Source organism: Archaeoglobus sp., from assembly GCF_017656475.1.
Taxonomy (GTDB): Archaea; Halobacteriota; Archaeoglobi; order Archaeoglobales; family Archaeoglobaceae; genus Archaeoglobus.
Window position 1 is genome coordinate 19,827 of the sequence record NZ_JACDNT010000015.1, and the last position, 23,550, is coordinate 43,376.

The following is a 23,550-nucleotide window of genomic DNA, read 5'->3' on the forward strand; positions in this document are numbered from 1 at the left end:
AGATATATTGGTGTGTGTCAGATTGTGTATGAGAGAAATTTCAGGCATTTGCTCCAGCATCGTAAATGCTGTTTGCGATGTTTACGTTGGCGATAAAGACCTCGTTGAGAAGATGCTCGCTGCAGCACTGACCAACGGCAACATCCTCTTTGAAGATTATCCCGGTCTGGGGAAAACCTTGCTTGCAAAGGTTTTTGCGAAAGTTATCGGTGCGGATTACAGAAGAGTTCAGTTCACACCTGATCTGCTCCCTTCTGACATAATAGGGGTTAAAATCTGGCGTGGGGACAGGTTTGAGTTTGTCAAGGGGCCAATATTCACCAACGTCCTGCTGGCGGATGAGATTAACCGCAGTCCACCGAAAACTCAGGCGGCACTGCTTGAGGCCATGGAGGAGAGGCAGGTTACGGTTGAGGGTGAGACTTTTCCGCTCAGCCTGCCCTTCTTCGTCCTCGCAACCCAGAATCCGATCGAGCAAGAAGGTACATATCCACTCCCCGAAGCTCAGATGGACAGGTTCATGCTCAGGATGAGACCTGGATATCCAGAAAGTATTGAAGAGGAGATGGAGATACTCAGAAGAAGGATATCGTGGAAGAAAGATGACCCGACAGAGGATGTCGAGCCTGTTGTGAACCTCGATACTTTCAGAAGGATTCAGGAGGTTGTGGAAACCATTTACGTTGATAAGTCTATTTTAAAGTACATCTCCGAGCTTGTAAGGGCGACGAGAGAGCACGAACTCGTAGAGCTTGGGTCAAGTCCGAGAGGTGGGCTTGCTTTGCTGAAGCTCTCAAGAGCTTTGGCGGTTATGGACGGAAGGGACTTCGTAATTCCGGATGACGTCAAAAGGGTGGCTGTAGAGGCTTTAGCACACAGAATAATCCTCAAGTTTGAGTATGCCGTTGAGGGGTTGAGAGCAGAAGAGGTGGTAGAGGAAATTCTCGGAAACGTGAGGGTTCCAAAGTATGAAACTCAGGAGGGTTAGCAAATCCTTACTCTTCACATCCATTTTCCTCGTAGAACTCGCAGTAATTCTGAACTCAGTCGAGCTTCTGGAACTCTCCGTCTTACCATTACTCCTGCTGGTGTTCCCCAATCTTCCATTCAAGGCTGAGCTGGGTGCGGTTAGGTTTGAGGGAGGAGACAGAGTAGGTGAAACTCTTGAGGTTAACATTGAACTCAGGATTGCTGGATTTGGCCTGATTAAAGCCATGCATTTCCTGCCCGACACATTCGAGCTTGTAGAGGGGAGCAACGCGGGAGGGAGGTTCATAGCAGGTAGAGGAGTCATAAGGCTCAGCTACAAATGCGTGCCCCTGAAAAGAGGCGTTTACAATCTGGGCATTTTGTTTGTTGAAGCTGAGAACATTTTCGCAACCAGAAGGGTGAGGGCGAAAATCGAGTTTGAGGCTGAAAAAGAGGTCAAAAGCAGAGTTTACAGAGTAAGGAGAGTCGAGCAGAGAAGGGGGATAGCGAGAAAACCTGTGCCTGAGATTGATGTGTCAAAAGTCGGAGTTCCGGGAACGGACTTCAGGGAAATCAGAAAGTACTCCTACGGTGACCCGGTTAAGTTCATAAACTGGAAAGCTACTGCAAAAATTGGAGAGCTGATGGTCAACGAGTTCGAGAGAGAGGGTAAAAAGACGGTCTGGATATTTCTTGATGCGAATCCCTATATGCTTCACGGTGATTTAAGGAAGAACTGCTTCGAAACTGCTGTGGAGGTTGCAGCTTCGCTCGCCTACTACTTTGCAGTCAGGGGGCACAAGGTTGGTTTTTACACAGTAGGTCATGAGCTGCTGATCTATCCAGAATCGGGCAGGAGGCAGTTCAGCAAAATTTACTCAACCCTCGTCAAGCTCGACGTTTCGGACAAGGAAGAGAGCTTACTGTCATCAGTGGAGAAGACGAGAAAGTACATTGAAGCTGTGAAGCCTGCATCGATTTTCGTAACGAGGGTGGAGCTAAGTAACCCGCTGAAAGCCGTGATGAAGGCCATGGGAAGGAAAAACCTTCCGGTATCGGTTATCGCAATTGCATTCAAGGGTGATGACAGCATAGGTGGCAGTGTGGAGGATGCGGTGAGGGAGAACACGATCAGAAAGCTGAGGGCTGCTGGAGTTGCTGTTACTGAAGTTGAGGCGGGGAAAGCTGTAGAAGTGCTGGCAGGTGTTGTGAAATGATCTACATTCTAAACCTAATACTTGCCGAAATAGCCGGAATAATAACCTACCAGCACTTCATAACTTCACCTCTTCGCTACTTTATCCCCTACCCAGCAGAGCTGTTGCTCTTCGCCATACCCGTTGTAGGACTTGTCGTCAGAAGGCCTTTCAGCTTTTACTACTATGCAGTTCTCATTTTCTTCAACATCTCCCCCATCCTCTCTCACTCCGAGACCTTTGAGGGGATCATAGACTCCCTCAACGCACTCGACGTTCAGTTTGGTACTGGAACTGCTGTCATAGCGGAAAGTCTGAAGGCCGCCTTTATTGGCCAAGCAGGCGGCATAGACGGGCTTTTAGCTGTCACGTGGCTCTACGTTGTTGCAGAGATTTTTCAGGGAAACTGGGAGTCGATGAGAAGGGCAATGGATATGGGGGTTAAGATTAAAGGAGCTTACTTCGTCCTCGTTCCCGCATTATTCTTTGCTCTCCTTGTCTATCTAATCTACCCGTTTGTGGTGAGCGGATTTGAGCTCGGACTTGACAGAGTTGTTGCAGCGACTCTTGGCATTGCAGCCTTCTTTGCTGGCATATATTTGCTTTCAAAAGGTGTTGAGGAGGAAGATATAAATCCAGAAAAGTAACTTCAATCATGAAGCTGGAAAAGGTCGAAATTCTGAATCCCGATCTGAAATATCAGGTTGTGGTTGGCCAGGCGAACTTTTCAGTTTTTACCGTGGATGACCTTTACAGGGCTCTGCTTACAGCGGTGCCGGGAATAAAGGTTGCGGTGGCGATGAACGAGGCAGCACCGAAGCTCGTGAGAGTTACCGGCAACGATGAAGAACTTAAAAAGATTGCCGCTGAGAATGCGCTGAGGATTGCTGCGAGCCACGTTTTTGTCGTTGTAACATCAAACGCCTTCCCGATAAATATCCTAAACACTATCAAGCTGCATCCAGCAGTATGCAACGTTTTTGTTGCATCAGCAAACCCCATAGAGATCATTGTGGCTGAGACGGATCTGGGAAGGGCAGTTTTGGGAGCAGTTGATGGAACAGCGGTCACAAGAATTGAAAACGAAGAGGAGAAAAAGCAGAGAAGGGAGCTCTGCGAGAAGCTTGGTTACAAACTGGATTGACTGTTCGATTCTCAAAACCTATCGGAACACCAAAATTTTTAATCCCATTTATTAGCTACTTCCCATGAGCGATTTCAGGGAAATTGAGGAAAAGTGGCAAAAGGCCTGGGAGAAGGACAGAATATTTGAGTCTGACCCCGACAGCAGGGAGAAGTTTTTCCTCACAATTCCCTATCCTTACCTTAATGGAAATCTCCATGCCGGACATACGAGAACCTTCACAATTGGGGATGCGTTCGCCAGATATATGCGAATGAAGGGCTACAACGTGCTTTTCCCTCTTGGCTTTCACGTTACAGGCACACCCATCATAGGGCTGGCGGAGCTTATAGCAAAGAGGGACGAGAGAACGATCGAAGTTTACACGAAGTACCACGATGTGCCCCTCGAAGACCTTCTTCAGCTAACTACTCCCGAAAAAATCGTGGAATACTTCTCAAAGGAGGCGCTGCAGGCTTTGAAGAGCATTGGCTATTCAATAGACTGGAGAAGAGTTTTCACGACCACTGACGAAGAATACCAGAAGTTCATCGAGTGGCAGTACTGGAAGCTCAAGGACATGGGACTGGTGGTGAAGGGGACGCATCCGGTGAGGTACTGCCCCAACGACCAGAATCCCGTTGAGGATCACGACCTTCTTGCTGGAGAGGAGGCGACGATTGTCGAATTCACGGTTATTAAATTCAAGCTTGAAGATGGAGACATAATCTTCCCATGTGCCACTCTCAGACCTGAAACTGTATTTGGAGTTACGAACATCTGGTTGAAGCCCACAACCTACGTCATCGCAGAGGTTGATGGGGAGAAGTGGTTTGTGAGCAGAGAAGCGTACGAGAAGCTAACCTATACCGAGAAAAAGGTCAGACTGCTTGAGGAGGTTGACGCATCTGATTACTTTGGAAAATACGTCATTGTTCCACTCGTCAACAGAAAAGTTCCGATTCTGCCGGCAGAGTTTGTCGATACTGATAACGCAACGGGAGTTGTGATGAGCGTTCCTGCCCACGCTCCCTACGACCTTGCTGCAATTGAAGACCTTAAGAAAGATGATGCAACCTTAGCGAAGTATGGAATCGATAAAAGCATTGTCGAGAACATAAAGCCAATCGTACTGATAAAAACTGACATCGATGGAGTACCGGCTGAGAAGCTGATAGAGGAGCTTGGAGTGACAAGCCAGAAGGACGAGGAGTTGCTGGAGAAGGCCACCAAGACACTCTACAAGAAAGAGTACCACATGGGAGTCATGCTGGACAACACGATGGATTATGCAGGAATGAAGGTCGCAGAGGCTAAGGACAGGATTCACGAGGATCTGATAAAACTTGGGCTTGGGGATGTTTTTTACGAGTTCAGCGAGAAGCCAGTAATCTGCAGGTGCGGGACGAAATGCGTCGTTAAGGTCGTCAGGGATCAGTGGTTTTTGAACTACTCAAACAGAGAGTGGAAGGATAAGGTGCTGAGACACCTTGAAAACATGCGGATAATCCCGGACTACTACAAAGAGGAGTTCAGGAACAAGATTGAGTGGTTGAAAGACAAGGCATGCGCCAGAAGAAAGGGGCTGGGGACAAGAATTCCCTGGGATAAGGAGTGGCTCATTGAGAGCCTCTCAGACTCGACAATATACATGGCGTACTACATCCTCGCCAAATACATCAACGCCGGTTTGCTGAAGGCCGAGAACATGACGCAGGAGTTCCTCGATTACGTCCTTCTCGGAAAGGGAGAATTGGGGAAAATTGCTGAATCATCGAAGCTCGAGGCAGAGCTGATTGAAAAGATAAGGTATGAGTTCGAGTACTGGTATCCCGTTGACCTGCGAAGCAGCGGCAAGGACTTAGTGGCAAACCACCTCCTCTTCTTCCTCTTCCACCACGTTGCCATTTTCCCTCCCGACAAATGGCCGAGAGCAATTGCCGTAAACGGATACGTAAGTCTTGAGGGCAAAAAGATGAGCAAGAGCAAGGGGCCGCTTTTAACAATGAAAAGGGCGGTAAAGCAGTACGGTGCTGACGTCACAAGGCTCTACATCCTGCATGCTGCAGAGTACGACAGCGATGCGGACTGGAAGAGCAGGGAGGTTGAGGGGCTTGCCGGCCACCTCAGAAGGTTCTACAACCTTGTTAGGGAGAGCTACCTGAAAAAGGAGAAGGAGCTGACAACTCTCGACCGCTGGCTCATCAGCAGGATGCAGAGGGCGATTAAGAACGTCAGAGAAGCTATGGACAACCTGCAGACGAGAAGAGCTGTCAACGCAGCTTTCTTCGAGCTGATGAACGACGTGAGGTGGTATCTGAGGAGGGGTGGAGAGAACCTCGTTATTATCCTTGACGACTGGATTAAGCTTCTCGCACCCTTCGCCCCGCACATTTGCGAGGAGTTGTGGCACCTCAAGCACGACAGCTACGTCAGCCTTGAGAGATACCCCGAATACGACGAAAGCAAGGTTGACGAGGAGGCAGAGATGATTGAAGAATACCTGAGAAACCTTGTGGAGGACATTCACGAAATCAAGAAGTTCGTGAGCGATGCAAAGGAGATTTACATCGCTCCAGCAGAGGAGTGGAAGGTCAAGGCTGCGAAAGTAATAGCGGAGAGTAAAGATGTAGGTCAGGCGATGAAGATTCTGATGCAGGATGAGGAGCTTAGAAAGATGGGTAAAGAGGTGTCCAATTTCGCGAAGAGGGTCTTTAAAGACAGAAAGAAGCTTGCAGTAATCGACGAGTGGGATGTAATCAGAGATAATCTGAAATTCATTGAGAACGAGACCGGCCTTAAAGTTATTCTCGACACGCAGAAAGTTCCTGAAGACAAGAGAAAGCAGGCAATTCCGGGCAAGCCTGCAATTTATGTTGCTTAATCAAAAAGTTTTTTATTTTTGAATTTCCTTATAGTTATAATGGACATCAACAAACTACCTGATCCCGTTATAATAATAAATCAAGATAATAAAATTATTGGGATGAATAACAAAGCAAGAGAACTCGGTTTTGAATTGGGAATGGATTTTGAAGTTTCTAACGAGATTGTAATTTGTGGAGAAGTTTACAGTGTTAGATTCAATGAGCTGAATGATGGGAAGATTGCAGTGCTGATAAACGTGAAGGAGAGTGATTTTTACAGAACATTAATCGAGCTGCTCCCGGACTCAATTATCGTTCACGACGGGCAAAAAATCCTATTTGCCAACAGGAGGGCTGCAGAAGTGACGGGAATACCGCTTGAAAAACTCATAGGAATGCCAGTTTTGGATTTCATTCATCCAGAATACGTGGATTTTGTTATAGATAGAATGAAGAAAATGCTCCGTGAAAAGAAGCCGGTTCCTCCAGCTCTTGAGAAGTTTGTTTTGCTAGATGGTAGAGAAATTTATGTTGAGGTAAGCGCAAGCCATATCGTCTTCAAAAACAAACCGGCTATTCTTCTAATTATCAGAGACGTAACGGAAAAAATAGAAATGGAAAAAAGATACAAGGAGTTCTTTGAAAACACACTTGACATAATAATCGTAACTGACTTGGAAGGAAACTTTTTTGAGGTGAACAGGGAGTTTGAGAAGGTCAGTGGGTACAGAAAGGAGGAGGTAATTGGAAGAAATTTCAGGGAGTTCTTTTCTGAAGATGAAGCTGAACATGTATTCAGAATGTATAACAAAGCCTTCAGAGAAAGAAGACCCCTATACGGGCTTGAGTTCAGGTTTAAAACCAAGTATGGTGTTGAAAAGCTGGTTGAAGGTAATGTCAGGCCGTTGATTGAAGATGGAAAAGTAACAGGATTTATCGCCAACTTCAAAGATGTTACTGAGAGAAAAAGACTTGAGGATGAGTTGCTGCGAACAAACAGGCTCCTGAAAACCATTAACACGATTAATGAAGTTATAGTAAGAGAGAAAAGCATGGATGAGCTGCTGACAACTGTAATCAAGGAGGTTTCATCCTACTGCAAGTTTGCGTGGATTGCACTTATTGACGAGGAAAAGGGGAGAATAGTGAAGAGCTACGGGATGGAAAGCTTTGACGAGAAGCTTTTGGAAGGTTTATGCGTGGCTGAAGCGATTAGAGATAAGAGGACGGTCATAAAATTGAGCGGGGAGCATCCAGAAGGCTGTGTCAACTTTTCTGGGCACAAAAATCTGAACGCCTACGTTTTTCCATTAACACACTTAAACAGAGTTCTCGGGGTTCTCGTGATATATTCGGATTTCAAAATTTCTGAGGAGGAGGTTAGACTTCTGCAGATGCTCGCAGATGATGTCGCCTTTGCTATTGATGCCATAAGGCTTGAGAGGGCAAGAGAAGAATCTCTAAGGCAAATTGAAAAGAACATAGAGCAGTTTGCCATACTTATTGACAAAATAAGGAATCCTCTTGCCGTTATAACTGGCTACGCTGACCTTTTCGCAAGCAGGGAAAAGGATAAAATCCTTGAACAGGTTAGAAAAATTGAAGAAATAATAGAGCAGCTTGAGGTTGGTTGGCTCGAGTCTGAGGATGTTAGAAGGCTTTTGAGGGGGTTTAGAGATTATGAAGAAGATATTGTTAGTGGAAGATGAGCCGGACTTGCTTGAAATTTTTGGATATATGCTTTCAGATTATGAGGTAATTAAGGCCAGCGACGGGAAAGACGCTATTGAGCTTTTCAAAGAGCACATGCCAGATATAGTGTTAATGGATGTTGAGCTTCCTGGCATTGACGGTGTGGAGGCGACGAGAAGAATTCTTGAGTACAAGCCCGACACAAAAGTAATTGCCATCACAGCCTTCGCCAGCAGGAGAGGGAAGGAGATGCTCGAGGCTGGAGCGGTGGAGGTGCTGAAAAAGCCCTTCAGAATGCAGAAACTACTCGAAACAATCAAGAAGTATTTATGATTTTTGTCGACTTCAGAGAGCCGGAAAGAATTGTACAAAAGCTAAAGTCTTTTGGCCTTGACGTTTACGTTAAGCATCTGGAATTGGGAGATTATCTGGTAAAACATTCGCTTTATGAAGTTCTTGTTGAGAGGAAAGACGCCAACGACTTCATTAGCTCGATAGTTGACGGGAGGCTTTTTCGTCAGTGTCACTTCCTCTCAGCCAGATATCCTCTATCGATTCTGGCTGTTGTCGGTGACCTTGACGAAGCTCTCGAAAACAGAGATATCAGCAGAAGTGCCGTTATAGGGGCAATGGTGAGCATAGCGATTAAAAACGTACAGGGTCAGGTTGTGCCGCTCATATTCAAAAATGAGGAGGACTTTTGCCTGGCTTTAAAGTCCATCGACGCGAGAGTTTCTGAGGGCGACCTGAAAATTCTTCCGAGGCTGAAAAGCCATGAGAATCCAAAAGTTGCCATGCTGACAGCTATTCCGGGAATTGGGGAGAAAAAGGCCGAAAAGCTCCTCGAACACTTTGGAAGCATTCAGAGAATAGCAAACGCCAGCATTAGCGAGCTGAAGAGGGTTGAGGGGATTGGTGAGAAAAAAGCAAGGGAAATATACAGGTTCTTTCGCTAATCCACCGGAACAAACTTCGTTCCATAGTGGATTATCCCGTCCTCTCCATCCTCTCCGTATCTTCTGAAGGCCTTTTTCACTCTCATTCCGATTTTCACCTCGCCAGGCTCACAGGAAAGCTGAGAAAGGACTCTTGCACCGTTATCGAGTTCAATCAGTGCAATGATGTACGGTTCCTTTTCCCTCACCACCGTGTAGCTAACAACCCTACCCTCTTCCGGGAAAAGAGTTTCAACAAGCTTTCCCTTCCTTCTGCATGTCGGGCAGAAGTTTCTTGGCGGGTAGTGATAATTCCCGCAGTTCTCGCAGTAGCTTCCCCTGACGTCGTATCTATATCTAATCTTCCTCCAGGACCTCGGAACCATTTTATCACCTCCCCAGAACTGATACAACCGCTGTAGCTCCCGTCCCTCCAATGTTCAAGGCAAGTCCTTTTTCAGCATCCACCTGCCTATTCCCTGCTTCGCCGCGGAGCTGAAGTGTTAGCTCAACTATCTGCCTCACACCCGTTGCTCCAACTGCATGACCGCAAGCTTTAAGCCCTCCAGAGGGATTCACCGGAATTTTGCCACCAATTTCCGTCACTCCTTCTCTTATCAACTCCACACCCTTTCCCTTCTCAGCAAATCCCAGATCCTCGTATGCGAGGATTTCTGCTATGGTGAAGGAGTCGTGAACCTCTGCAACCTGGATATCCTCTGGCCCAACATCTGCAAGCCTGTATGCATCTCTCGCAGCCTTAACAACCGACTTCATTGATAGAATATCTTTTCTGCTCTGTAAAGCCAAATAATCACTTGACTGCGTGCAGGCTTCAATGAAAACAGGGGTGTCGGTGATTTTCTTCGCAACATCCTCGCTGGCAAGAATCACGGCAGCGGCACCATCACTGACAGAGGCACAGTCGAGAAGCTTTAGAGGCTCAGCAACGTACGGGGAGTTGAGGATGTCTTCCACTCTTATCTCCCTCCGGAACTGAGCTTTGGGATTTAAAGCTCCATTTCTGTGGTTCTTAACGCTAACGAGGGCTAGGTCTTCCTCTGTGGTTCCAAAGGTTTCCATGTGCAGTCTGGCAATGATCGCGTAAAGAGCTGGTAAATTCCCGCCAACGAACCTCTCCCACTCAATGTCGACAGAGGCAGAAAGTATCTCCATTGGATCTCCGACGTCAGTAACCTTCTCCGCCCCCGCTGCAATTACGATATCGTGCATGCCAGAAGCTACGGCCATGTAAGCCTGCCTCACTGCCAGTCCACCACTCGCATCTGCAGCCTCAACCCTCGTTGCTGGAATTCCAAACTCAGCAAGCCCTGCGTAGTCAGCGATAAGTGCAGCGATGTGTTCTTGCCCCAAATATCTCCCACCACTCATGTTTCCGACGAAGATAGCCTCTATCTCCTTGCCCTCAAGGTCAGCGTCCTCCAAAGCCTCCCTTCCTGCCTCAAGTACAATATCCCTGAACCCCTTATCCCAGAGTTCGCCGAATTTGCTCTGCCCCACACCAACAACCGCAACTCTCCTCATGCCTTTATCTTCCTCCTGTGTTTCAGATAAATCGCATAATCCACATACACTTTCCTCTCAATCTTATCCCAGACCTTTGGCTCTCTCTCAAACTCTTTTATCTTATCTGTGACTCTCAAGGCAAAGGCATCGCTTCCAGCACCTGAACCGAAGGAAACCAGAAGAACCCTCTCATCCGGCTCCGCTACGTCGAGGGTTGCTGCTAGGCCCAGCAGGGATGAACCTGAGTAGGCATTACCTATAGCCCTCACAACCAGCCCCTGACCTATGTGCTCATCACTAAAACCAAGCATTCTTGCAGCTCTGACAGGGAACTTAGCGTTGGGCATGTGGAAAACCGCATAGTCGAAGTCTTCGGTTTTGTAGCTGTACCTCTCCATCAGGCCTCTCGCTGCCGAAATGACGTGCCTGAAATATGCAGGCTGTCCGGTAAACCTCCCACCGTGACTGGGATAGGGCTGCAGATCTCTCCTCCAGAAATCTGGAGTGTCGGAGGTGAACGAGTATGTGGCCTCAATTTCAGCAATTGGGTCTTTTCCGATGATGAACGCCGCGCCTCCGGCTGCTGCAGCATACTCAAGTGCATCTCCCGGTCTTGCCTGACTTGTGTCTGCACCTATGGCCAGACCGTACTTTATCATTCCCGCTTTGACCATTGAAAAGCAGATTTGCATTCCTGCAGTGCCGGCCTTGCATGCAAATTCAAGGTCTGCGGCGTAGTAGTCGTTGCCAACACCCAGAGCCTCTCCAACTATCGTTGCCGTGGGCTTTACCGCGTATGGATGGCTTTCAGACCCAACAAAAACTGCGCCTATTTCTTCAGGATCTATCCCTGCTCTCTTGACGGCTTCCCTAGCAGCTTCAACACCAATGGTTGCCGTGTCTTCATCCACATCAGGAACGGACTTTTCGTGAACTCCGAGTCCACCTTTTATCTTCTTGGCATCCTCCCCCCAGACTCTTGCGATCTCCTCAACCTTTATCCTGAACTTGGGAATGTAACTGCCGTACGATACGATACCTATCATGCAAACTTCCTCCTCAACCTTTTTATCATCTCCTTAACCTCCATTCCAGTAACGATGAGAGGAATTCTCTCAATCTCAGCAATTTTAACGGCCATCCCGTCAACATCATTCGCATCCAGACCGTGAAGCACTATTGCAGAAGGCTTGAGATTTGAAACTCTCACAGCAACCATGGGTGATCTGCCGGTTGAGACTCTTGTGAATATCAGAGCCCTCTCGCTCGTGAGTCCGTAAAGCCGGTAAAAGTCGAAGGCATTTAAAGACAGGATTGCGTTTATGCTGTCTATCGCCGTATGACCATGTATGACTCTTTCGAAATCTGTAAGCATTTTTCCTTCTACAACTTCGCAGAACTCCCGTACTTCGGCACTTTTCTGATATTCTGCAATGTCAAGGATTGCGCTCTGGTCGCTCTCAATGAAGTAGCGATACTTCGAAAGAACCTGATACCCCCTCTCACCATCAAGCTCAATTAAGGCAGTTATGAATTTTTTCAGAAACACTGTGCCTGGCCTCCTTCTACCCGACTCGTAGTCGCTTATCACGGAAGGTGATATCCCGATCTTTTTTGCCAGTTCACTCTGTGTTGCGTTGAATATGCCCCTCCACTTTCTCAGAGCTTCACCCGTATCTTCCGAAAGAACTATATCTCCACATATCCTCTCCGCAACGCTTCGAAACTCCACAAATAATAAGTTAGCCTATCATTTATAAAGTTAACGGATAGTCGAAAGTTCATTCGACATTTGTTTAATTAGATTGAATGGTGTAAAAATGCTAGCAAACAAGCCCCGTACATTGTTTGAACGCTTGTATTATGCCACATCCATAATCAAAAAATTTTTAAATGGATTATTGTGTAAAAAATTCATATTCGCTTTGAAAGGTGTAACTTATGAGGGAAGAAAAGTACTTCAAGATGTTAGAAAACAGGTGGTCTAATATCTGGCCACATCCGTCACTGCCAAAAGAGCCTGTATATCCGCTCGGAAAGATTCCCGATACAGGAATACTTGGAGAGGTATGCTGAAAAGCAGCCGTCAAAGGATTACATAATTTACTACGGAAAAAGAATATCATACAAAGAAATGGATGAATTGAGCACCAAATTTGCGAATTACCTCATCGAAAACGGTTTTGAAAAAGACGATCGACTGGCACTGGTTCTTCCCAATGTTCCGGAGTTCTACATTGGATACTTTGGCACTTTAAAGGCTGGTGGGATTTGTGTTTTGCTAAATCCAATGCTCAGGGAGATGGAGTTGGAATACTTCTTCCAGGAATCCAAGCCAAAATTTGTACTGACCTTGGACCTAATTTATCCCGCGGTCGAAAAAGCAGCTAAAAAAGTTTCAGATGGTATCAACATTATAGCAACGTCTTTCAAAGATTTTCTGCCAGAAAGTCCTGAAATTCCAATCCACCCCTCGATGAATGCGTTTACTCAGAAAATGGAAGAAAATCTGTATCTCACTGACATATTAGAAAACGCTTCTTCAAAGAAACCTAATATGAGAGCCGCAATTGACGATAACGCGACAATGAACTTTACCGGTGGCACCACCGGTTTGCCGAAAGGGGTGTACCACAGGCATCAGAACATCGTGTATACCGGTGCTTGCACGTACACCTATAATAACGCACATCTTTTAGTGGAAAGGTATCCGGAGCAGGAAGTTGACTTCGAAAAATTTGCGGCAGAGCTTGCACAGACTGAAGTTGGGCTGGCAGCTATGCCGATATTCTGGGTTGCAGGCAACGACATGGGTGTTGTAGGCCCAACCGTCTCTGGCTATACTGTAGTGTTATTCACCAGATGGGATGCTAAAGCAGCAATGGAAGCGATTCACAAGTACAAAGTGACAACGACGTATGCTCCGTTTGACCTTTACTGGGAAATTTTAATTCATCCTGAAGTTGGGAACTATGATTTAACCTCTTTAAGGACTTGTACGGGCTCTAGCTTCATCAAAGGCCTAACGAAGGAGCTCAGGAAGAAGTGGAGAGAGCTTACCGGAACAATCCTTAGAGAAGCTGCATACGGACTAACGGAGACTCATACTTTCGACACATTCACAGCTGGTTTTCATAGGAATGATATGGATATAGAGAGAGCAGAGAAGTATGGCGGAACATTTTGCGGCATTCCGTGTCCGGGCACTTTAATAAAGATCATCGACGAAAATGGCAACTTAGCCCCGCTGGGTGAGCATGGAGAGGCTGCTATAAAATCTCCCTCTGTGGTTAGTGGATATGTGGGTAGACCCGAAGAAACAGCAAAAGCGTTCAAGGATGATTGGCTGCTTACGGGAGACATTGGAATGTACGATGAAGATGGATTCTTCTACTACATATCCCGGAAGAAGTACATGCTGAAGGTCTCAGGAGTTAGCGTCTATCCAACCCAGATAGAGTTCTTCATGCTTAGGCATCCCGCAATAGAGATGGTTGGCGTAATTGGCGCTAGCGATCCGGAAAAAGGGCAGGTACCGATAGCTTTCGTTAAATTAAAAGATGAGTATGAGGGGGAAGTAACAGAGGATGATCTCCTTGAGTGGTGCAGGAAAAACATGGCGCCTTACAACGTTCCTAAGAGGATAATAATCAAAAAGGAGCTTCCACTCACGGCTACAGGCAAGGTTATACGAGAAGAGCTAATTAAAGAATACGAACGCATGAGCACAAGTTGAGCCCTAAGTCAACACATCCTCCTAAAAAATACAAATAGCCGAGAAAAGTCGAATTTGTGGATGAGATGCCAAAAAGTGGGGCGGGTAAGATTCTGTGGAGAGTTTTGCAGGAAAAGGGATGGGCTGGAGGGAAAGTGAGAGTAGCCAGTTGTTGTTAACGTATTCAAATTTTTTCATTTTCAATTATTTGGTTTGAATCTTTCCTTCTGAGTCCTTCTCCCATTAATGGATGAAACCGGTAGTTTTAAATCCACAAAAACCAATATTTATACACCCGCCGTTGCGGCCGGAGGGTGCAGTTGCACGCAATGATAGGCCGTCGGGGAAACACGATAAATATTATAAACATTCTTCACTCTAAGCTTACAAGGGCTCGTGGTCTAGTGGTTATGACGCCTGCCTCACACGCAGGAGGTCGGGGGTTCGACTCCCCCCGAGCCCACTTTTTTCCAAAAACTAAGATTTCAAAGGGTTGTTCAGTCCTCAGAAAGTCTAATAGTTTGTTTATGGTCTCTGAAAAACGATTTCTGAAGTTTTCTATGAGAGATATATAGTTCTCTTTTGAAATTCTGATGTGCAAATCAACCCTTTCCTGGCTGTTTTTTGGCATTTGGCGTTCTTTTAAGGTTGATTCAAAATATGTTCCAGATTGTTCCACATGGAACATAGAGGTATGTATAACCATAGGAATAACCACGAGTTTAGTCATCATTCTTCGGTTCTTCAACAAAAGCAACTCCTATTACTTTGTTCCAAAGTATAGCCCCTCACAAGAATGGGCCCGCGGGGGTTCGAACCCCGGACCTCTCGCTTATCAGGCGAGCGCTCTAACCAGGCTGAGCCACGGGCCCCCAGTGAGCTAAGGGAGAAAAGGGTTTATTAAGATTATGGTGTCGTCATTACATGCGAATTTCAAGTGAATCAACAGATTACAGAATTTACAGAATTTTATCTGACAAGCCAGTCTCTGGAGAAAAGCTTGCGAATGAGCTAGGGATTACAAGGACTGCTGTTTGGAAGGCTGTACAGAAGTTAAAGGAGAGCGGTGTCCATCTTGAATCCGGAGCAAGCGGCTACAGAATAATCGGGGAAATAGAGCTTAACCCATACAAGATTGCAAGGATAGCTTTTGAAAATGGCTTCAAAGAAGTTCACTTCTATAACGAGACAGACTCCACGAACACGAGGGCAAGGGAGTATGGAAAACCGAACGTTCTCTTCTTCGCAAACAAGCAAACAGCGGGCAGGGGGAGGTACGGGAGAAGGTGGTTAAGCGAGGAAGGTGGGCTTTATTTCTCAATGACACTCTCACCACCTCTCGATTACTCCGATTTGCCCAAGCTTACACTCATCGCAGGATTGAGCGTTGCGGAATCAATTCCCGATGCAGAGGTAAAGTGGCCGAATGACGTTTTGATTCATGGCAGAAAGGTGTGCGGAATTCTTTCCGAGCTGCACGGTGAAGTTGAAAGACCTCTTGTCATAATAGGTATCGGAATCAATGTGGAAAATTCCGCTCCTGAAAACGGGATTTCCGTTTCTGAGCTGTTCGATATGTCCCGAAAAGAGGTTTTTGAGCTGGTCCTTAAAAATTTCTCGAAGAACTATCGAATGCTTCTGAGCGGTTCGTGGGATGAACTCAGGACTGGGATTGAACAGATGTGTTCAACCATCGGGAAAAAAGTGAGGGTAGTCACCTCTTCAGGAGTGGTTGAAGGTGTTGCAGAATCATTATCTGAAGATGGTTCTCTTGTAGTCAATGGTAGAAAAATCTACGCGGGAGACTGCATCCATCTCAGATGAAAAATTTTTTATTGTAGCCTTATAACAATATCTAACATGGAAGAATTTCTTCATCAGGAGTTTTTTGATTGGGTTGAGATAGCGGCTGATTGTATCAGAGGCTATGGCGGTGATGGAGTTACCGTTGTCCACCACAACGATGCTGATGGACTTTGCTCTGCCGCACTCTTGAAAAAACTCTGTGAATACTGCGGTTTTGAAGCAGAGCTGATTTGCATTGAGAAGGTCTACCCCGCAGTCGTTGAAAAGATACACTCTTCGAGAGATGGAATGGTCATCTATACGGATCTTGGCGGACTTGCAGCAGACATGATAGACAAGATCAACGCTGGAAGGAATATGGTTCTAATAATAGACCACCACCCTGCTAAGGACATAGACAGTGATTACGTTCACGTCCTCGATCCAGAACTCGCAGGAATTTCTGGAGACGTCTTCGTTTCTGCATCAAGCCTGAACTACATATTTTTCAGGGCCATTGCAAAAGAGGAAGCCATAAATCATGCCTACATCGCTGTTTTGGGGAGTGTTGGTGACTACCACGACAGGAGTGGAGGTGTGCTGGGATTTGACAGATTTGCCCTCGAAGAGGCCATTGATGCTGGACAAGTGAGGGTGAGATTTGAGGGGGCAAGGGAGAGATACCTCATCACCAAATTTGGGGAATATGCTGACGTCATTGCCCCACGCCTCACAACATTGGGAGCTGTGGGATATGAGGAGAGAGCATACAGAGTTGGAATCAAAGCATGTTTCGAAGGATTCGATGAGGAGACCCTAAAAAAAGTCGAGCGGCTTGAGAAGCTTAAGGATGAAAAATTCAACCAGATGATGGAAAGGCTCAGGAATGGAGAGCTTAAAATCGGAGAGTACACACAGTGGTTCCACGTCAGAGACTTCTTCTATCCAATGGGCGTAAAAATGGTTGGAGAGTTCTGTCAGCTCATAAAAGACATGACCTTTTTGAAAGATAACCTCTACCTCGTAGGTTTTCAGAACCAACCAAAGTTCATTCCGGACCTTGGTGAGATTGAGTGGGATGCTGTAAAAGTAAGCTCGAGAACACCAACACCACTCGAAAGGCTCATTCTGAGAGGAAAAATGCCTGGTCTCGATTACTTAATACCCAAGGCCAGTGAGGCTGTAGGAGGTTTTGCAGATGCAACCCACAGAGTTGCTGCTGCCACCGTCATAGACAGGGGCAAGGAGGAGGAGTTCATTGAAGCCTTTGAAAAAGAGGTGAGGAATTATGAAGCGTCTTGTGGTTGAGGACATTGAGAAGTGCGTTGGATGCGGGTTGTGCATGTTCGCATGCTCAAGAAAGTTTGCAAAAAGACCTGAAATCGGCAACAGCAGTTCTGCAATTCTTCCCGTAAGTTTAAGCGGTTTTGAGAGAGGAGCAACAGTCATATTCTGCAGAGCATGTGAAGAGCCGCCGTGTGCACAGGTTTGCCCAAGCGGTGCGTTAAAACCAAAGAAGGGCGGTGGAGTTGTTTATGTGGAAAGCCTCTGCCTCGGATGCCATTACTGCGTTGAAGCCTGTACTCTCAACGCCATTTTTGTCAGGGAGGATGGAAAGATAGCGGTTTGCATACACTGCGGTTACTGTGCCGACTACTGCCCGCATGGAGTGATAGCTTATAAGGAGGTGGAAGCGTGAGGGATGCAGTCCTAATCATAGACCTCGACAACTACACGTACGAGGTCGAGCATCGTCCAGACCTTTTCGAGAAATGGCTCGGTGGAACAGGTGTGGCTGTTCAGTTGATGAGAGAGCACATGAACCCGAAGGCCGACCCACTCTCCCCTGAAAATGTTATCGTCTTTGCTACCGGTCCTCTAACGCCCGCATATCCGCTTGCATCAAAGACCGTTGCGATGTTCAAAAGCCCCCTTACAGGCAATCTGGGAGAGAGCCATGCTGGAGGTAGAACAGCCACCTCAATAGCCGCTGCTGGCTATGGGGCTATAGTGATAAAGGGAGCCAGCAAAAAGCCAGTTTACCTCGTTGTCGAGAATGATAAGGTATACTTCAGGGACGGCAGAGTTCTGTGGGGAATTCCAGATTCGCTAATTGTTGGGAGAATCATCGCTGAAAATGAGCCGGGCAGGGGAACGAGAACAATGATGCGCATTGGAGGAGCGGGAGAGAAGCTTGTCAGATACTCCTGTGTGACAACCGAGACCTACAGACATTACGGAAGGCTTGGGCTTGGGGCTGTTTTCGGCAGCAAGAAGCTCAAGGCTCTGATTGTCAGGGGGAGGAAGAAGTATCTGCCGGCCGACGCCAAAAAATACAGGGAGGTTTACGATGAAATATACAGGATGGCCATTGAATCGGATGCAATGAAGAAGTATCACCTTCTGGGCACAGCGGCCAACGTGATACCCCTTAACGAGTTAAAAGCCCTTCCCACAAGAAACCTTAAAGTTGCAAGGTTTGAGAGGGCGGAGGAGATAAGCGGGGAAGCTCTTGCAGAGTACAACCTCGGAAGAAGAATAGCCTGCAGCCACTGTCCGGTGGCGTGCATTCATCTTGCGGCCTTAAGGCTTCCTTACGAGAACGAGCCGTACTTCTTCAGAACCATAATGATTTCCTACGACTATGAGCTGATTTACTCCCTCGGCTCGATGCTCGGAATCGGAAACAGGGACGATTTGCTCAGGCTCATTCACAGAGTTGAAACCTACGGATTGGATGCGATGAGCACCGGTGTCTGCCTTGCATGGGCGACTGAGGCGCTTGAGAGGGGAATTGTTAGCGAGAAGGACACTCTCGTGAAGCTGGCTTTCGGGGATGTTGAATGCTATTTGAAGGCGATAGACTTCATTTACGAGCAGCCAACCGACTTCTACAGACACCTCGCAATGGGTGTCAGCCATGCAGCGGAGGTTTACGGTGGAAAGGAGTTCGCTCTTGCATTTGGCGGCAACGAGATGCCCGGCTACCACACAGGATATGCAGCAGTCCTTAACTACCTGACCGGAATGAGGCACTCACATCTCGATTCAGCGGGCTACAGCCTCGACCAGAAAGCAAAGGATTTGTCGCCTGAAGAAACAATTGACAGGCTGATTGAGGAGGAAAGCTGGAGGCAGACACTTTCCAGCCTTGTCGTGTGCTTCTTTGCAAGGGGAATTTACACACCGGAGGTTATTTCCAAAGCCTTTGAGCCGCTCGGCTACTCCATCTCGCCTGATGAGCTCAAAAAACTCGGCAGAGAGATTTACAGGGAGAAGGCGAGGCTGAAGGTGGATTTGGGATTCAGTCTGGATGAGCTTTCCATTCCGAAGCGGATATTCGAGACGCCATCACTCCACGGAAAGCTCAGCGAGAATTTCGTGAATAAAGCGCTGGAGTACTACAGAAAGAAATTGATGGAAATGCTTTAGATACCTACACATTTTTCTGCAACATTGCCGAAATACCCGACTTCGATTTCGCAGACTTTGTTGTAGCAGTACCGGTAGTCAATGTCCTCTCCATTTTCCAACCTCACCCAGGCATGCTTGGACCCCTCGGTTTCTTCACCTTCCCTCTGCCCTACACAGAACTTCACGTCATAACCCTTGACCTTCATCACAGCCGCCATGGCAGCAGCCACGTCATCGCAATCACCCACTCTATGCAAAAGGAACCACTCAGGATTGACAACCGCATCCCTCTCCTCAAACATGTTTTCATCCTCAACATAGTCGAATGAGAACTTTTTTCCATTCAGATAAACAGCATCCGATACGACAATCATCTCTGCATAGCGGGATATGATTTGTGAATTCAGAGAATCCAAAACAGCCTGCTTTGCTTTTTCGAGCTTCTCCTCAGTGGAACCTTCAAGCTTGATGATCCATCTTTCAGGATTTACTGATAACAGCTCTTTAAGCTCCTCCACGTCTCTCTCTGCATTCCTGTTTTTTTCAATCGTTTTTTCCAGCATGTTTGTGCAATTTTCAAGCTCTTCAGCAAGACCTCTCTGTTCCTCAACATACTTTCCTCTTTCTTCCAGCAGGCTCAGATACTCCACTCTCAAAAGACTGTACTTTGTTTCAGCCTGAATCCACTTATCGTAGAGATACATGGAGGCTGTTGATGCGACAACCAATAGGATTAAGGCTATCGACAAGCTCTTTTGCATGAGCTTAGTAGGGCTGGCTGTCAAAAAAGTTACCGTAAAAAATTTTAAGGTTTAAGTTAATTAATTATTATGAAAGTCAGGACAGTTTACTGGAAGTTTGATGGAGATTCCGGACCTGAAGAGAGGTTCGCTGAGATATCATCTGCATACTTCAAAACTGCAAGCACCGCTTACTGGAAGCTGCTTGTATCCAAACAGGAAGTTGAAGTTAAAAAGAGAAAACCAGCTATAATAAAAGTCAGGAAGATACAATTACCTCCCGAGACGGCAGTTTCCCCGCTTTCGATTCAAAGACATGCACTGGGAACGGTTGTTGATGTATACGGAGACAGGCTTTTCAAAGTGGAGGAGCAGAAGAACATTTCCTCCGTGGTCTTCCTACCAGTTGAAGATGGTACAGTTGAGATAGACGATCTCCTTGGTGTGGTTAAGGTCTATCCAATGAATGTGGCTCCTGCGGAGAATGTAGGAGTTATAACGGCCCCTGAAGTAGCGATTTCACTCAAAGAGCAGGAAGCAAATCTCGTTTTTAAAAGAGACGAAGAAGTTGCAAGAGAGAGAAGGAAGCTGAAAGAGTACTGGTACCGCAGGTGGCACATTGGTGAGTGGTATCCGGTGATAGCAAGGGAAAACGTAGAGGTGAGGAAAGGAGAAGTTACAAAGGTGAGAATTGAGAACCTCGAGCTGCCAGAGAATACAATTCCAGTTCCGATGGCCATTATGACCCATGCCCTGGGGACAGTAATTGACATTGCTCACATGGGGAGGCCGAGGGCCGTTGAGGAGAGGAAGCTGATAACCCATGCTTTGTTTACTCCGGCTTTTGACGGTAAAATTGAGAGAGGAGACCTTATAGGGATCCTGAACGTTTACTACATCTCCGCTGGAGAGAGGGCAGCAAGAATTTTCCAGCATCTGACAGGAAGGGCTGAAGCCAACCACGTTTACTGGAAGAACGGAAAGCTCATGAGAAGGAGAATCGTCGTTACACCCTTCAGCTTCAAGAGGAGCAGTATAGGAAAGTTCGAGCCGGTAATTGCTGAGGAGAGCGTTGAGCTGGATGAAGGAGATGTGGGGGTTGTAAAAGTCAGAGACCTCGAATTCCCATCAGGAACAATAACTCAGCCATTAACATCATTCAATCACGCTTTCGGAAGCGTTGTTGATCTTGCAGCCTTCTCTCCACCAAAAATGGTGGAAGAAGACAGGGTGGTAACACACGCAGTGGTAATATCTCCAAAAGGTGGAAGAATTGAGAAAGGGGACCTGCTTGGGGCCATAGCGGTTTACAACATCTCCGTTCTCAGAGAGCCGGAGTTCCTTATTTCAAAGTACAGGGAGTTGATGATAAGGGCAGAGCAATAACTTAATTACTCAGCAAAATTTTTTTCATGGACTGGGTGGAGAGAGAGAAAAAGCGTATCCTGCAAACATACAGCAGGCAGAAACTGGTTATTGAAAGAGGTGAGGGGTGTTACGTTTACGACGTAAATGGAAAGAGGTACCTCGACTTAGTGTCAGGGATTGCGAGCGTAAGCATAGGTCACTGCAACCGCCAGCTTGTTAACAGGTTGAAGGAACAGCTTGAAAAACTCATACACGTTTCTAATCTCTACTACACCACCCCTCAGATAGAGCTTGCAGAGAGGCTGCATGAAATCACGGGAATGGACAAGTTCTTTTTCTGCAACAGCGGAACTGAGGCTGTAGAGGCTGCCCTAAAGTTCGCAAGGAGAGCTACTGGAAGAAAGAAGTTCGTGTCCTTCACCGGTGACTTTCACGGCAGAACGATGGGGTCTCTGTCTGTTACACACAAAGAGAAGTTCAGAAAACCGTTTGAACCGCTAATAAGTCCGGTTGAGTTTGCTGAGTTCAACAGCATTGAAGATTTGGAGAAGAAGGTCGATGACGAGACCGCAGCAGTTATTGTTGAACTAATACAGGGTGAGGCAGGTGTCTATCCTGCTGAAAAAGAGTTTGTGAGAGCTTTAAATGACCTGAGAGAGGAGCATGGGTTCCTGCTTATCGTCGATGAAGTCCAGACAGGATTCGGCAGAACTGGTAAGTGGTTCGCAAAGGAAATCTACGAGCTTGAGCCGGATATGATGACCATGGCCAAGGCAATGGGTTCAGGAGTGCCAATAGGGTGCTGCGCTCTGAGGGAGGAGGTCGCAGAAAAAATACAGGCTGGAGACCACGGTTCAACGTTCGGTGGAAATCCTCTTGCCTGCACCGCTGCACTTGCCACGATTGAGGTTATTGAGAAGGAAAACTTAGTGGAAAATTCAGCCAAAGTTGGAAGGCATTTCAAAAAGCTTCTTGATGAACACTTTGAAAATGTCAGGGGATTTGGCCTGATGATAGGCTTCGATGTTGATGATGCTCCCGCATTTGTTCAAAATTGTCTCGAAAGAGGTGTTATAGTGAACAACACTTCAGAGAAAACAATCAGACTCGTTCCCCCGCTGATAATTACAAAGGAAGAGGTCGAGAAAGCTGTGGAGCTCATGAAGTCAACCTCTGCGAAATAAAGAGCAAAAAGAGGGATGGAAAAAGAAAGAAAATGGGGGCCATCATCTCCCTCTTGAATAATTTTTAGGCTGGGCTTGCAGTAGCTATAGAGGAGGGGAATTACAACCAGTAGAGAAGTGCAATCCAATAGATTTTATGGACAAGTCGTGCTAAGCTGGCATAGTACTGCTTACAACCATTTTCGAGAACGTAAAGCTGTCTGTTTCAACCCACTCTTGGAAGGCCGATCGACATAATAATTATCCTTACTTCCATTAAGATGATCTAACCTTTGCTGGAGGTATATAAAAATGCCGACGGTTTCCGCGATTCCCGTGCCCTCTCGGAACACAGTACTACGCGGAACGGAACGGGGCTTAACTTCCGGGTTCGGAATGAGTCCGGGTGTTTCCCCCGTCCTATGACCGTCGGCATCAATTGTTAAGCTCTGAGTTATTTAAGGATTTTGGTCGCCGAGAATGCGCTCCTCTATTGTAATTTTTCGGGAGAATTTCTCTCTTACATCTGGTTTCATGAGGTACCATATGATGAGAAGATTGACCGCAATCTCAACAGCAGCCAAAGGCTGGACAAAGAATAGAAATATGCTGTAAATTACGTTGAATCCTGCTACAAGTACTGCGAGGATTCTTCCCCATTCCTTAAGCGTAAAAAGGCCAAAACCTGTTATTAAGTAAACAAAGCCAAACAATGCTGCTATGTATGACGCCATTTCATAAATCGTTTTCAGGTCTTCCTCGCTGATTGTAATGTTGCCAAAGGATTGGTTTACCAGCTTTCCATATTCTTCAACGAAAACTGGATAAGACTCCTCTTTTGTGGAAATGAGTACAACACCCGTAACAAGGGCAAGAGAGCCGATGGCAAGAAGGGCGATCGAGAGTATTGTGACGCCAAGGGGACGCATGTAGCTTTTAAATGGTAAAAATATATATCGTTTGCTGTTCACAAATCCAAGAACCAAAATTTTGGTCCTGTCTCATCATACTTGGAATTTCACCTCCACCATTTAACCCTTACCAACCAACTTCCCA

General features: G+C 46.5%; 22 protein-coding genes, 2 tRNA genes and 1 rRNA gene. 17 read left to right on the top strand and 8 right to left on the bottom strand.

Annotated features, from left to right (window positions below; translation table 11 throughout):
• Window positions 1-28: 28 nt before the first annotated feature.
• The 8 genes from H0Z19_RS06095 (at window position 29) to H0Z19_RS06130 (ending at window position 8,803) form a co-directional block, all read left to right on the top strand.
• Window positions 29-988, top strand: coding sequence for a MoxR family ATPase (locus tag H0Z19_RS06095; RefSeq protein WP_290724855.1), 960 nt, complete (start codon window positions 29-31; stop codon window positions 986-988).
• Entirely contained in the window at window positions 969-2,186 is a 1,218-nt protein-coding gene (locus H0Z19_RS06100; protein ID WP_290724857.1) for a DUF58 domain-containing protein, read from the top strand. The genes H0Z19_RS06095 and H0Z19_RS06100 overlap by 20 nt, the downstream gene beginning before the upstream one ends.
• A complete protein-coding gene (locus H0Z19_RS06105; RefSeq protein ID WP_290724859.1) occupies window positions 2,183-2,812 on the top strand; it encodes a hypothetical protein in 630 nt (209 codons plus the stop codon). The genes H0Z19_RS06100 and H0Z19_RS06105 overlap by 4 nt, the downstream gene beginning before the upstream one ends.
• A 5-nt stretch (window positions 2,813-2,817) precedes the next feature.
• Entirely contained in the window at window positions 2,818-3,309 is a 492-nt protein-coding gene (locus H0Z19_RS06110) for an adenosine-specific kinase (protein WP_365892468.1), read from the top strand.
• 64 nt (window positions 3,310-3,373) lie between these two features.
• Window positions 3,374-6,172: a leucine--tRNA ligase gene (leuS, locus tag H0Z19_RS06115; protein ID WP_290724863.1), complete on the top strand. Its 2,799-nt coding sequence runs from the start codon at window positions 3,374-3,376 to the stop codon at window positions 6,170-6,172.
• A 39-nt stretch (window positions 6,173-6,211) separates the two neighbouring features.
• Window positions 6,212-7,864, top strand: a complete 1,653-nt coding sequence (locus tag H0Z19_RS06120; RefSeq protein WP_290724865.1) for a PAS domain S-box protein — start codon at window positions 6,212-6,214, stop codon at window positions 7,862-7,864.
• Window positions 7,836-8,180 carry a response regulator gene (locus H0Z19_RS06125; protein WP_290724867.1) on the top strand — a complete coding sequence of 115 codons (345 nt, stop codon included), beginning with the start codon at window positions 7,836-7,838 and terminating at the stop codon, window positions 8,178-8,180. The genes H0Z19_RS06120 and H0Z19_RS06125 overlap by 29 nt, the downstream gene beginning before the upstream one ends.
• Window positions 8,177-8,803 (top strand): ERCC4 domain-containing protein, encoded by a 627-nt coding sequence (locus H0Z19_RS06130; RefSeq protein ID WP_290724868.1) that lies wholly within the window; start codon window positions 8,177-8,179, stop codon window positions 8,801-8,803. Before H0Z19_RS06125 ends, H0Z19_RS06130 begins: the two co-directional genes overlap by 4 nt.
• On the opposite strand, the gene H0Z19_RS06135 is transcribed toward H0Z19_RS06130, so the two are convergent.
• From H0Z19_RS06135 to H0Z19_RS06150, 4 genes are read right to left on the bottom strand one after another with little or no spacing between them, the layout of a single operon-like run.
• Window positions 8,800-9,168, bottom strand: a complete 369-nt coding sequence (locus H0Z19_RS06135) for a Zn-ribbon domain-containing OB-fold protein (RefSeq protein ID WP_290724870.1) — start codon at window positions 9,166-9,168, stop codon at window positions 8,800-8,802. The two genes, H0Z19_RS06130 and H0Z19_RS06135, sit on opposite strands and share 4 nt — an antisense overlap.
• A gap of 4 nt (window positions 9,169-9,172) precedes the next feature.
• Window positions 9,173-10,327, bottom strand: coding sequence for a thiolase domain-containing protein (locus tag H0Z19_RS06140; RefSeq protein WP_290724871.1), 1,155 nt, complete (start codon window positions 10,325-10,327; stop codon window positions 9,173-9,175).
• Complete coding sequence (locus H0Z19_RS06145) at window positions 10,324-11,355, bottom strand: hydroxymethylglutaryl-CoA synthase (protein WP_290724872.1); 1,032 nt, start codon at window positions 11,353-11,355, stop codon at window positions 10,324-10,326. The genes H0Z19_RS06140 and H0Z19_RS06145 overlap by 4 nt, the downstream gene beginning before the upstream one ends.
• Window positions 11,352-12,041, bottom strand: coding sequence for a helix-turn-helix domain-containing protein (locus H0Z19_RS06150; protein ID WP_290724873.1), 690 nt, complete (start codon window positions 12,039-12,041; stop codon window positions 11,352-11,354). The genes H0Z19_RS06145 and H0Z19_RS06150 overlap by 4 nt, the downstream gene beginning before the upstream one ends.
• Window positions 12,042-12,250: 209 nt before the next feature.
• On the opposite strand from H0Z19_RS06150, the gene H0Z19_RS06155 reads away from it, so the two are divergent.
• From H0Z19_RS06155 to H0Z19_RS06165, 3 genes are all read left to right on the top strand, one after another.
• Window positions 12,251-12,385: a hypothetical protein gene (locus tag H0Z19_RS06155; RefSeq protein ID WP_290724875.1), complete on the top strand. Its 135-nt coding sequence runs from the start codon at window positions 12,251-12,253 to the stop codon at window positions 12,383-12,385.
• On the top strand, window positions 12,369-14,045 hold the full coding sequence (locus H0Z19_RS06160; protein ID WP_290724878.1) for an AMP-binding protein: 1,677 nt from the start codon (window positions 12,369-12,371) through the stop codon (window positions 14,043-14,045). The genes H0Z19_RS06155 and H0Z19_RS06160 overlap by 17 nt, the downstream gene beginning before the upstream one ends.
• A 369-nt stretch (window positions 14,046-14,414) precedes the next feature.
• A tRNA-Val gene (locus H0Z19_RS06165) sits at window positions 14,415-14,487 on the top strand.
• Between the two features lie 334 nt (window positions 14,488-14,821).
• On the opposite strand, the gene H0Z19_RS06170 is transcribed toward H0Z19_RS06165, so the two are convergent.
• Window positions 14,822-14,896, bottom strand: a tRNA-Ile gene (locus H0Z19_RS06170).
• A 52-nt stretch (window positions 14,897-14,948) separates the two neighbouring features.
• Here H0Z19_RS06170 and H0Z19_RS06175 point away from each other — a divergent pair.
• The 4 genes from H0Z19_RS06175 to H0Z19_RS06190 are packed head-to-tail and all read left to right on the top strand — an operon-like array spanning window position 14,949 to window position 19,241.
• Window positions 14,949-15,848: a biotin--[acetyl-CoA-carboxylase] ligase gene (locus H0Z19_RS06175; protein ID WP_290724879.1), complete on the top strand. Its 900-nt coding sequence runs from the start codon at window positions 14,949-14,951 to the stop codon at window positions 15,846-15,848.
• A gap of 36 nt (window positions 15,849-15,884) precedes the next feature.
• Window positions 15,885-17,117 (top strand): DHH family phosphoesterase, encoded by a 1,233-nt coding sequence (locus tag H0Z19_RS06180; RefSeq protein ID WP_290724881.1) that lies wholly within the window; start codon window positions 15,885-15,887, stop codon window positions 17,115-17,117.
• Window positions 17,098-17,508 (top strand): 4Fe-4S binding protein, encoded by a 411-nt coding sequence (locus H0Z19_RS06185; protein WP_290724883.1) that lies wholly within the window; start codon window positions 17,098-17,100, stop codon window positions 17,506-17,508. Before H0Z19_RS06180 ends, H0Z19_RS06185 begins: the two co-directional genes overlap by 20 nt.
• Window positions 17,505-19,241, top strand: a complete 1,737-nt coding sequence (locus H0Z19_RS06190) for an aldehyde ferredoxin oxidoreductase family protein (RefSeq protein ID WP_290724885.1) — start codon at window positions 17,505-17,507, stop codon at window positions 19,239-19,241. The genes H0Z19_RS06185 and H0Z19_RS06190 overlap by 4 nt, the downstream gene beginning before the upstream one ends.
• Here H0Z19_RS06190 and H0Z19_RS06195 read toward each other — a convergent pair.
• Window positions 19,238-19,984, bottom strand: coding sequence for a transglutaminase domain-containing protein (locus H0Z19_RS06195; RefSeq protein WP_290724887.1), 747 nt, complete (start codon window positions 19,982-19,984; stop codon window positions 19,238-19,240). The genes H0Z19_RS06190 and H0Z19_RS06195 overlap by 4 nt on opposite strands.
• Before the next feature lie 69 nt (window positions 19,985-20,053).
• Between H0Z19_RS06195 and H0Z19_RS06200 the strand changes: the two genes are divergently transcribed.
• Window positions 20,054-21,349: a DUF22 domain-containing protein gene (locus H0Z19_RS06200; protein ID WP_290724889.1), complete on the top strand. Its 1,296-nt coding sequence runs from the start codon at window positions 20,054-20,056 to the stop codon at window positions 21,347-21,349.
• A 26-nt stretch (window positions 21,350-21,375) separates the two neighbouring features.
• Window positions 21,376-22,515, top strand: coding sequence for an aspartate aminotransferase family protein (locus H0Z19_RS06205; protein WP_290724891.1), 1,140 nt, complete (start codon window positions 21,376-21,378; stop codon window positions 22,513-22,515).
• A gap of 292 nt (window positions 22,516-22,807) precedes the next feature.
• On the opposite strand, the gene rrf is transcribed toward H0Z19_RS06205, so the two are convergent.
• Both rrf and H0Z19_RS06215 read right to left on the bottom strand, forming a co-directional pair.
• Window positions 22,808-22,928: ribosomal RNA gene (gene rrf / locus H0Z19_RS06210) — 5S ribosomal RNA — on the bottom strand.
• 24 nt (window positions 22,929-22,952) lie between these two features.
• Window positions 22,953-23,423, bottom strand: a complete 471-nt coding sequence (locus H0Z19_RS06215) for a hypothetical protein (RefSeq protein WP_290724893.1) — start codon at window positions 23,421-23,423, stop codon at window positions 22,953-22,955.
• Between the last annotated feature and the right edge of the window lie 127 nt (window positions 23,424-23,550).

What these genes read in the sequence shown, in the direction of transcription:
- H0Z19_RS06100 (WP_290724857.1), top strand. Translation starts at nt 969, where the DNA reads ATGAAACTCAGGAGGGTTAGCAAATCCTTACTCTTCACATCCATTTTC.
- H0Z19_RS06120 (WP_290724865.1), top strand. Translation starts at nt 6,212, where the DNA reads ATGGACATCAACAAACTACCTGATCCCGTTATAATAATAAATCAAGAT.
- H0Z19_RS06195 (WP_290724887.1), bottom strand. Translation starts at nt 19,984, where the DNA reads ATGCAAAAGAGCTTGTCGATAGCCTTAATCCTATTGGTTGTCGCATCA.
- H0Z19_RS06105 (WP_290724859.1), top strand. Translation starts at nt 2,183, where the DNA reads ATGATCTACATTCTAAACCTAATACTTGCCGAAATAGCCGGAATAATA.
- H0Z19_RS06185 (WP_290724883.1), top strand. Translation starts at nt 17,098, where the DNA reads ATGAAGCGTCTTGTGGTTGAGGACATTGAGAAGTGCGTTGGATGCGGG.
- H0Z19_RS06095 (WP_290724855.1), top strand. Translation starts at nt 29, where the DNA reads ATGAGAGAAATTTCAGGCATTTGCTCCAGCATCGTAAATGCTGTTTGC.
- H0Z19_RS06180 (WP_290724881.1), top strand. Translation starts at nt 15,885, where the DNA reads ATGGAAGAATTTCTTCATCAGGAGTTTTTTGATTGGGTTGAGATAGCG.
- H0Z19_RS06125 (WP_290724867.1), top strand. Translation starts at nt 7,836, where the DNA reads ATGAAGAAGATATTGTTAGTGGAAGATGAGCCGGACTTGCTTGAAATT.
- H0Z19_RS06155 (WP_290724875.1), top strand. Translation starts at nt 12,251, where the DNA reads ATGAGGGAAGAAAAGTACTTCAAGATGTTAGAAAACAGGTGGTCTAAT.
- H0Z19_RS06135 (WP_290724870.1), bottom strand. Translation starts at nt 9,168, where the DNA reads ATGGTTCCGAGGTCCTGGAGGAAGATTAGATATAGATACGACGTCAGG.
- H0Z19_RS06140 (WP_290724871.1), bottom strand. Translation starts at nt 10,327, where the DNA reads ATGAGGAGAGTTGCGGTTGTTGGTGTGGGGCAGAGCAAATTCGGCGAA.
- H0Z19_RS06200 (WP_290724889.1), top strand. Translation starts at nt 20,054, where the DNA reads ATGAAAGTCAGGACAGTTTACTGGAAGTTTGATGGAGATTCCGGACCT.
- leuS (WP_290724863.1), top strand. Translation starts at nt 3,374, where the DNA reads ATGAGCGATTTCAGGGAAATTGAGGAAAAGTGGCAAAAGGCCTGGGAG.
- H0Z19_RS06175 (WP_290724879.1), top strand. Translation starts at nt 14,949, where the DNA reads ATGCGAATTTCAAGTGAATCAACAGATTACAGAATTTACAGAATTTTA.
- H0Z19_RS06205 (WP_290724891.1), top strand. Translation starts at nt 21,376, where the DNA reads ATGGACTGGGTGGAGAGAGAGAAAAAGCGTATCCTGCAAACATACAGC.
- H0Z19_RS06130 (WP_290724868.1), top strand. Translation starts at nt 8,177, where the DNA reads ATGATTTTTGTCGACTTCAGAGAGCCGGAAAGAATTGTACAAAAGCTA.
- H0Z19_RS06145 (WP_290724872.1), bottom strand. Translation starts at nt 11,355, where the DNA reads ATGATAGGTATCGTATCGTACGGCAGTTACATTCCCAAGTTCAGGATA.
- H0Z19_RS06215 (WP_290724893.1), bottom strand. Translation starts at nt 23,423, where the DNA reads ATGCGTCCCCTTGGCGTCACAATACTCTCGATCGCCCTTCTTGCCATC.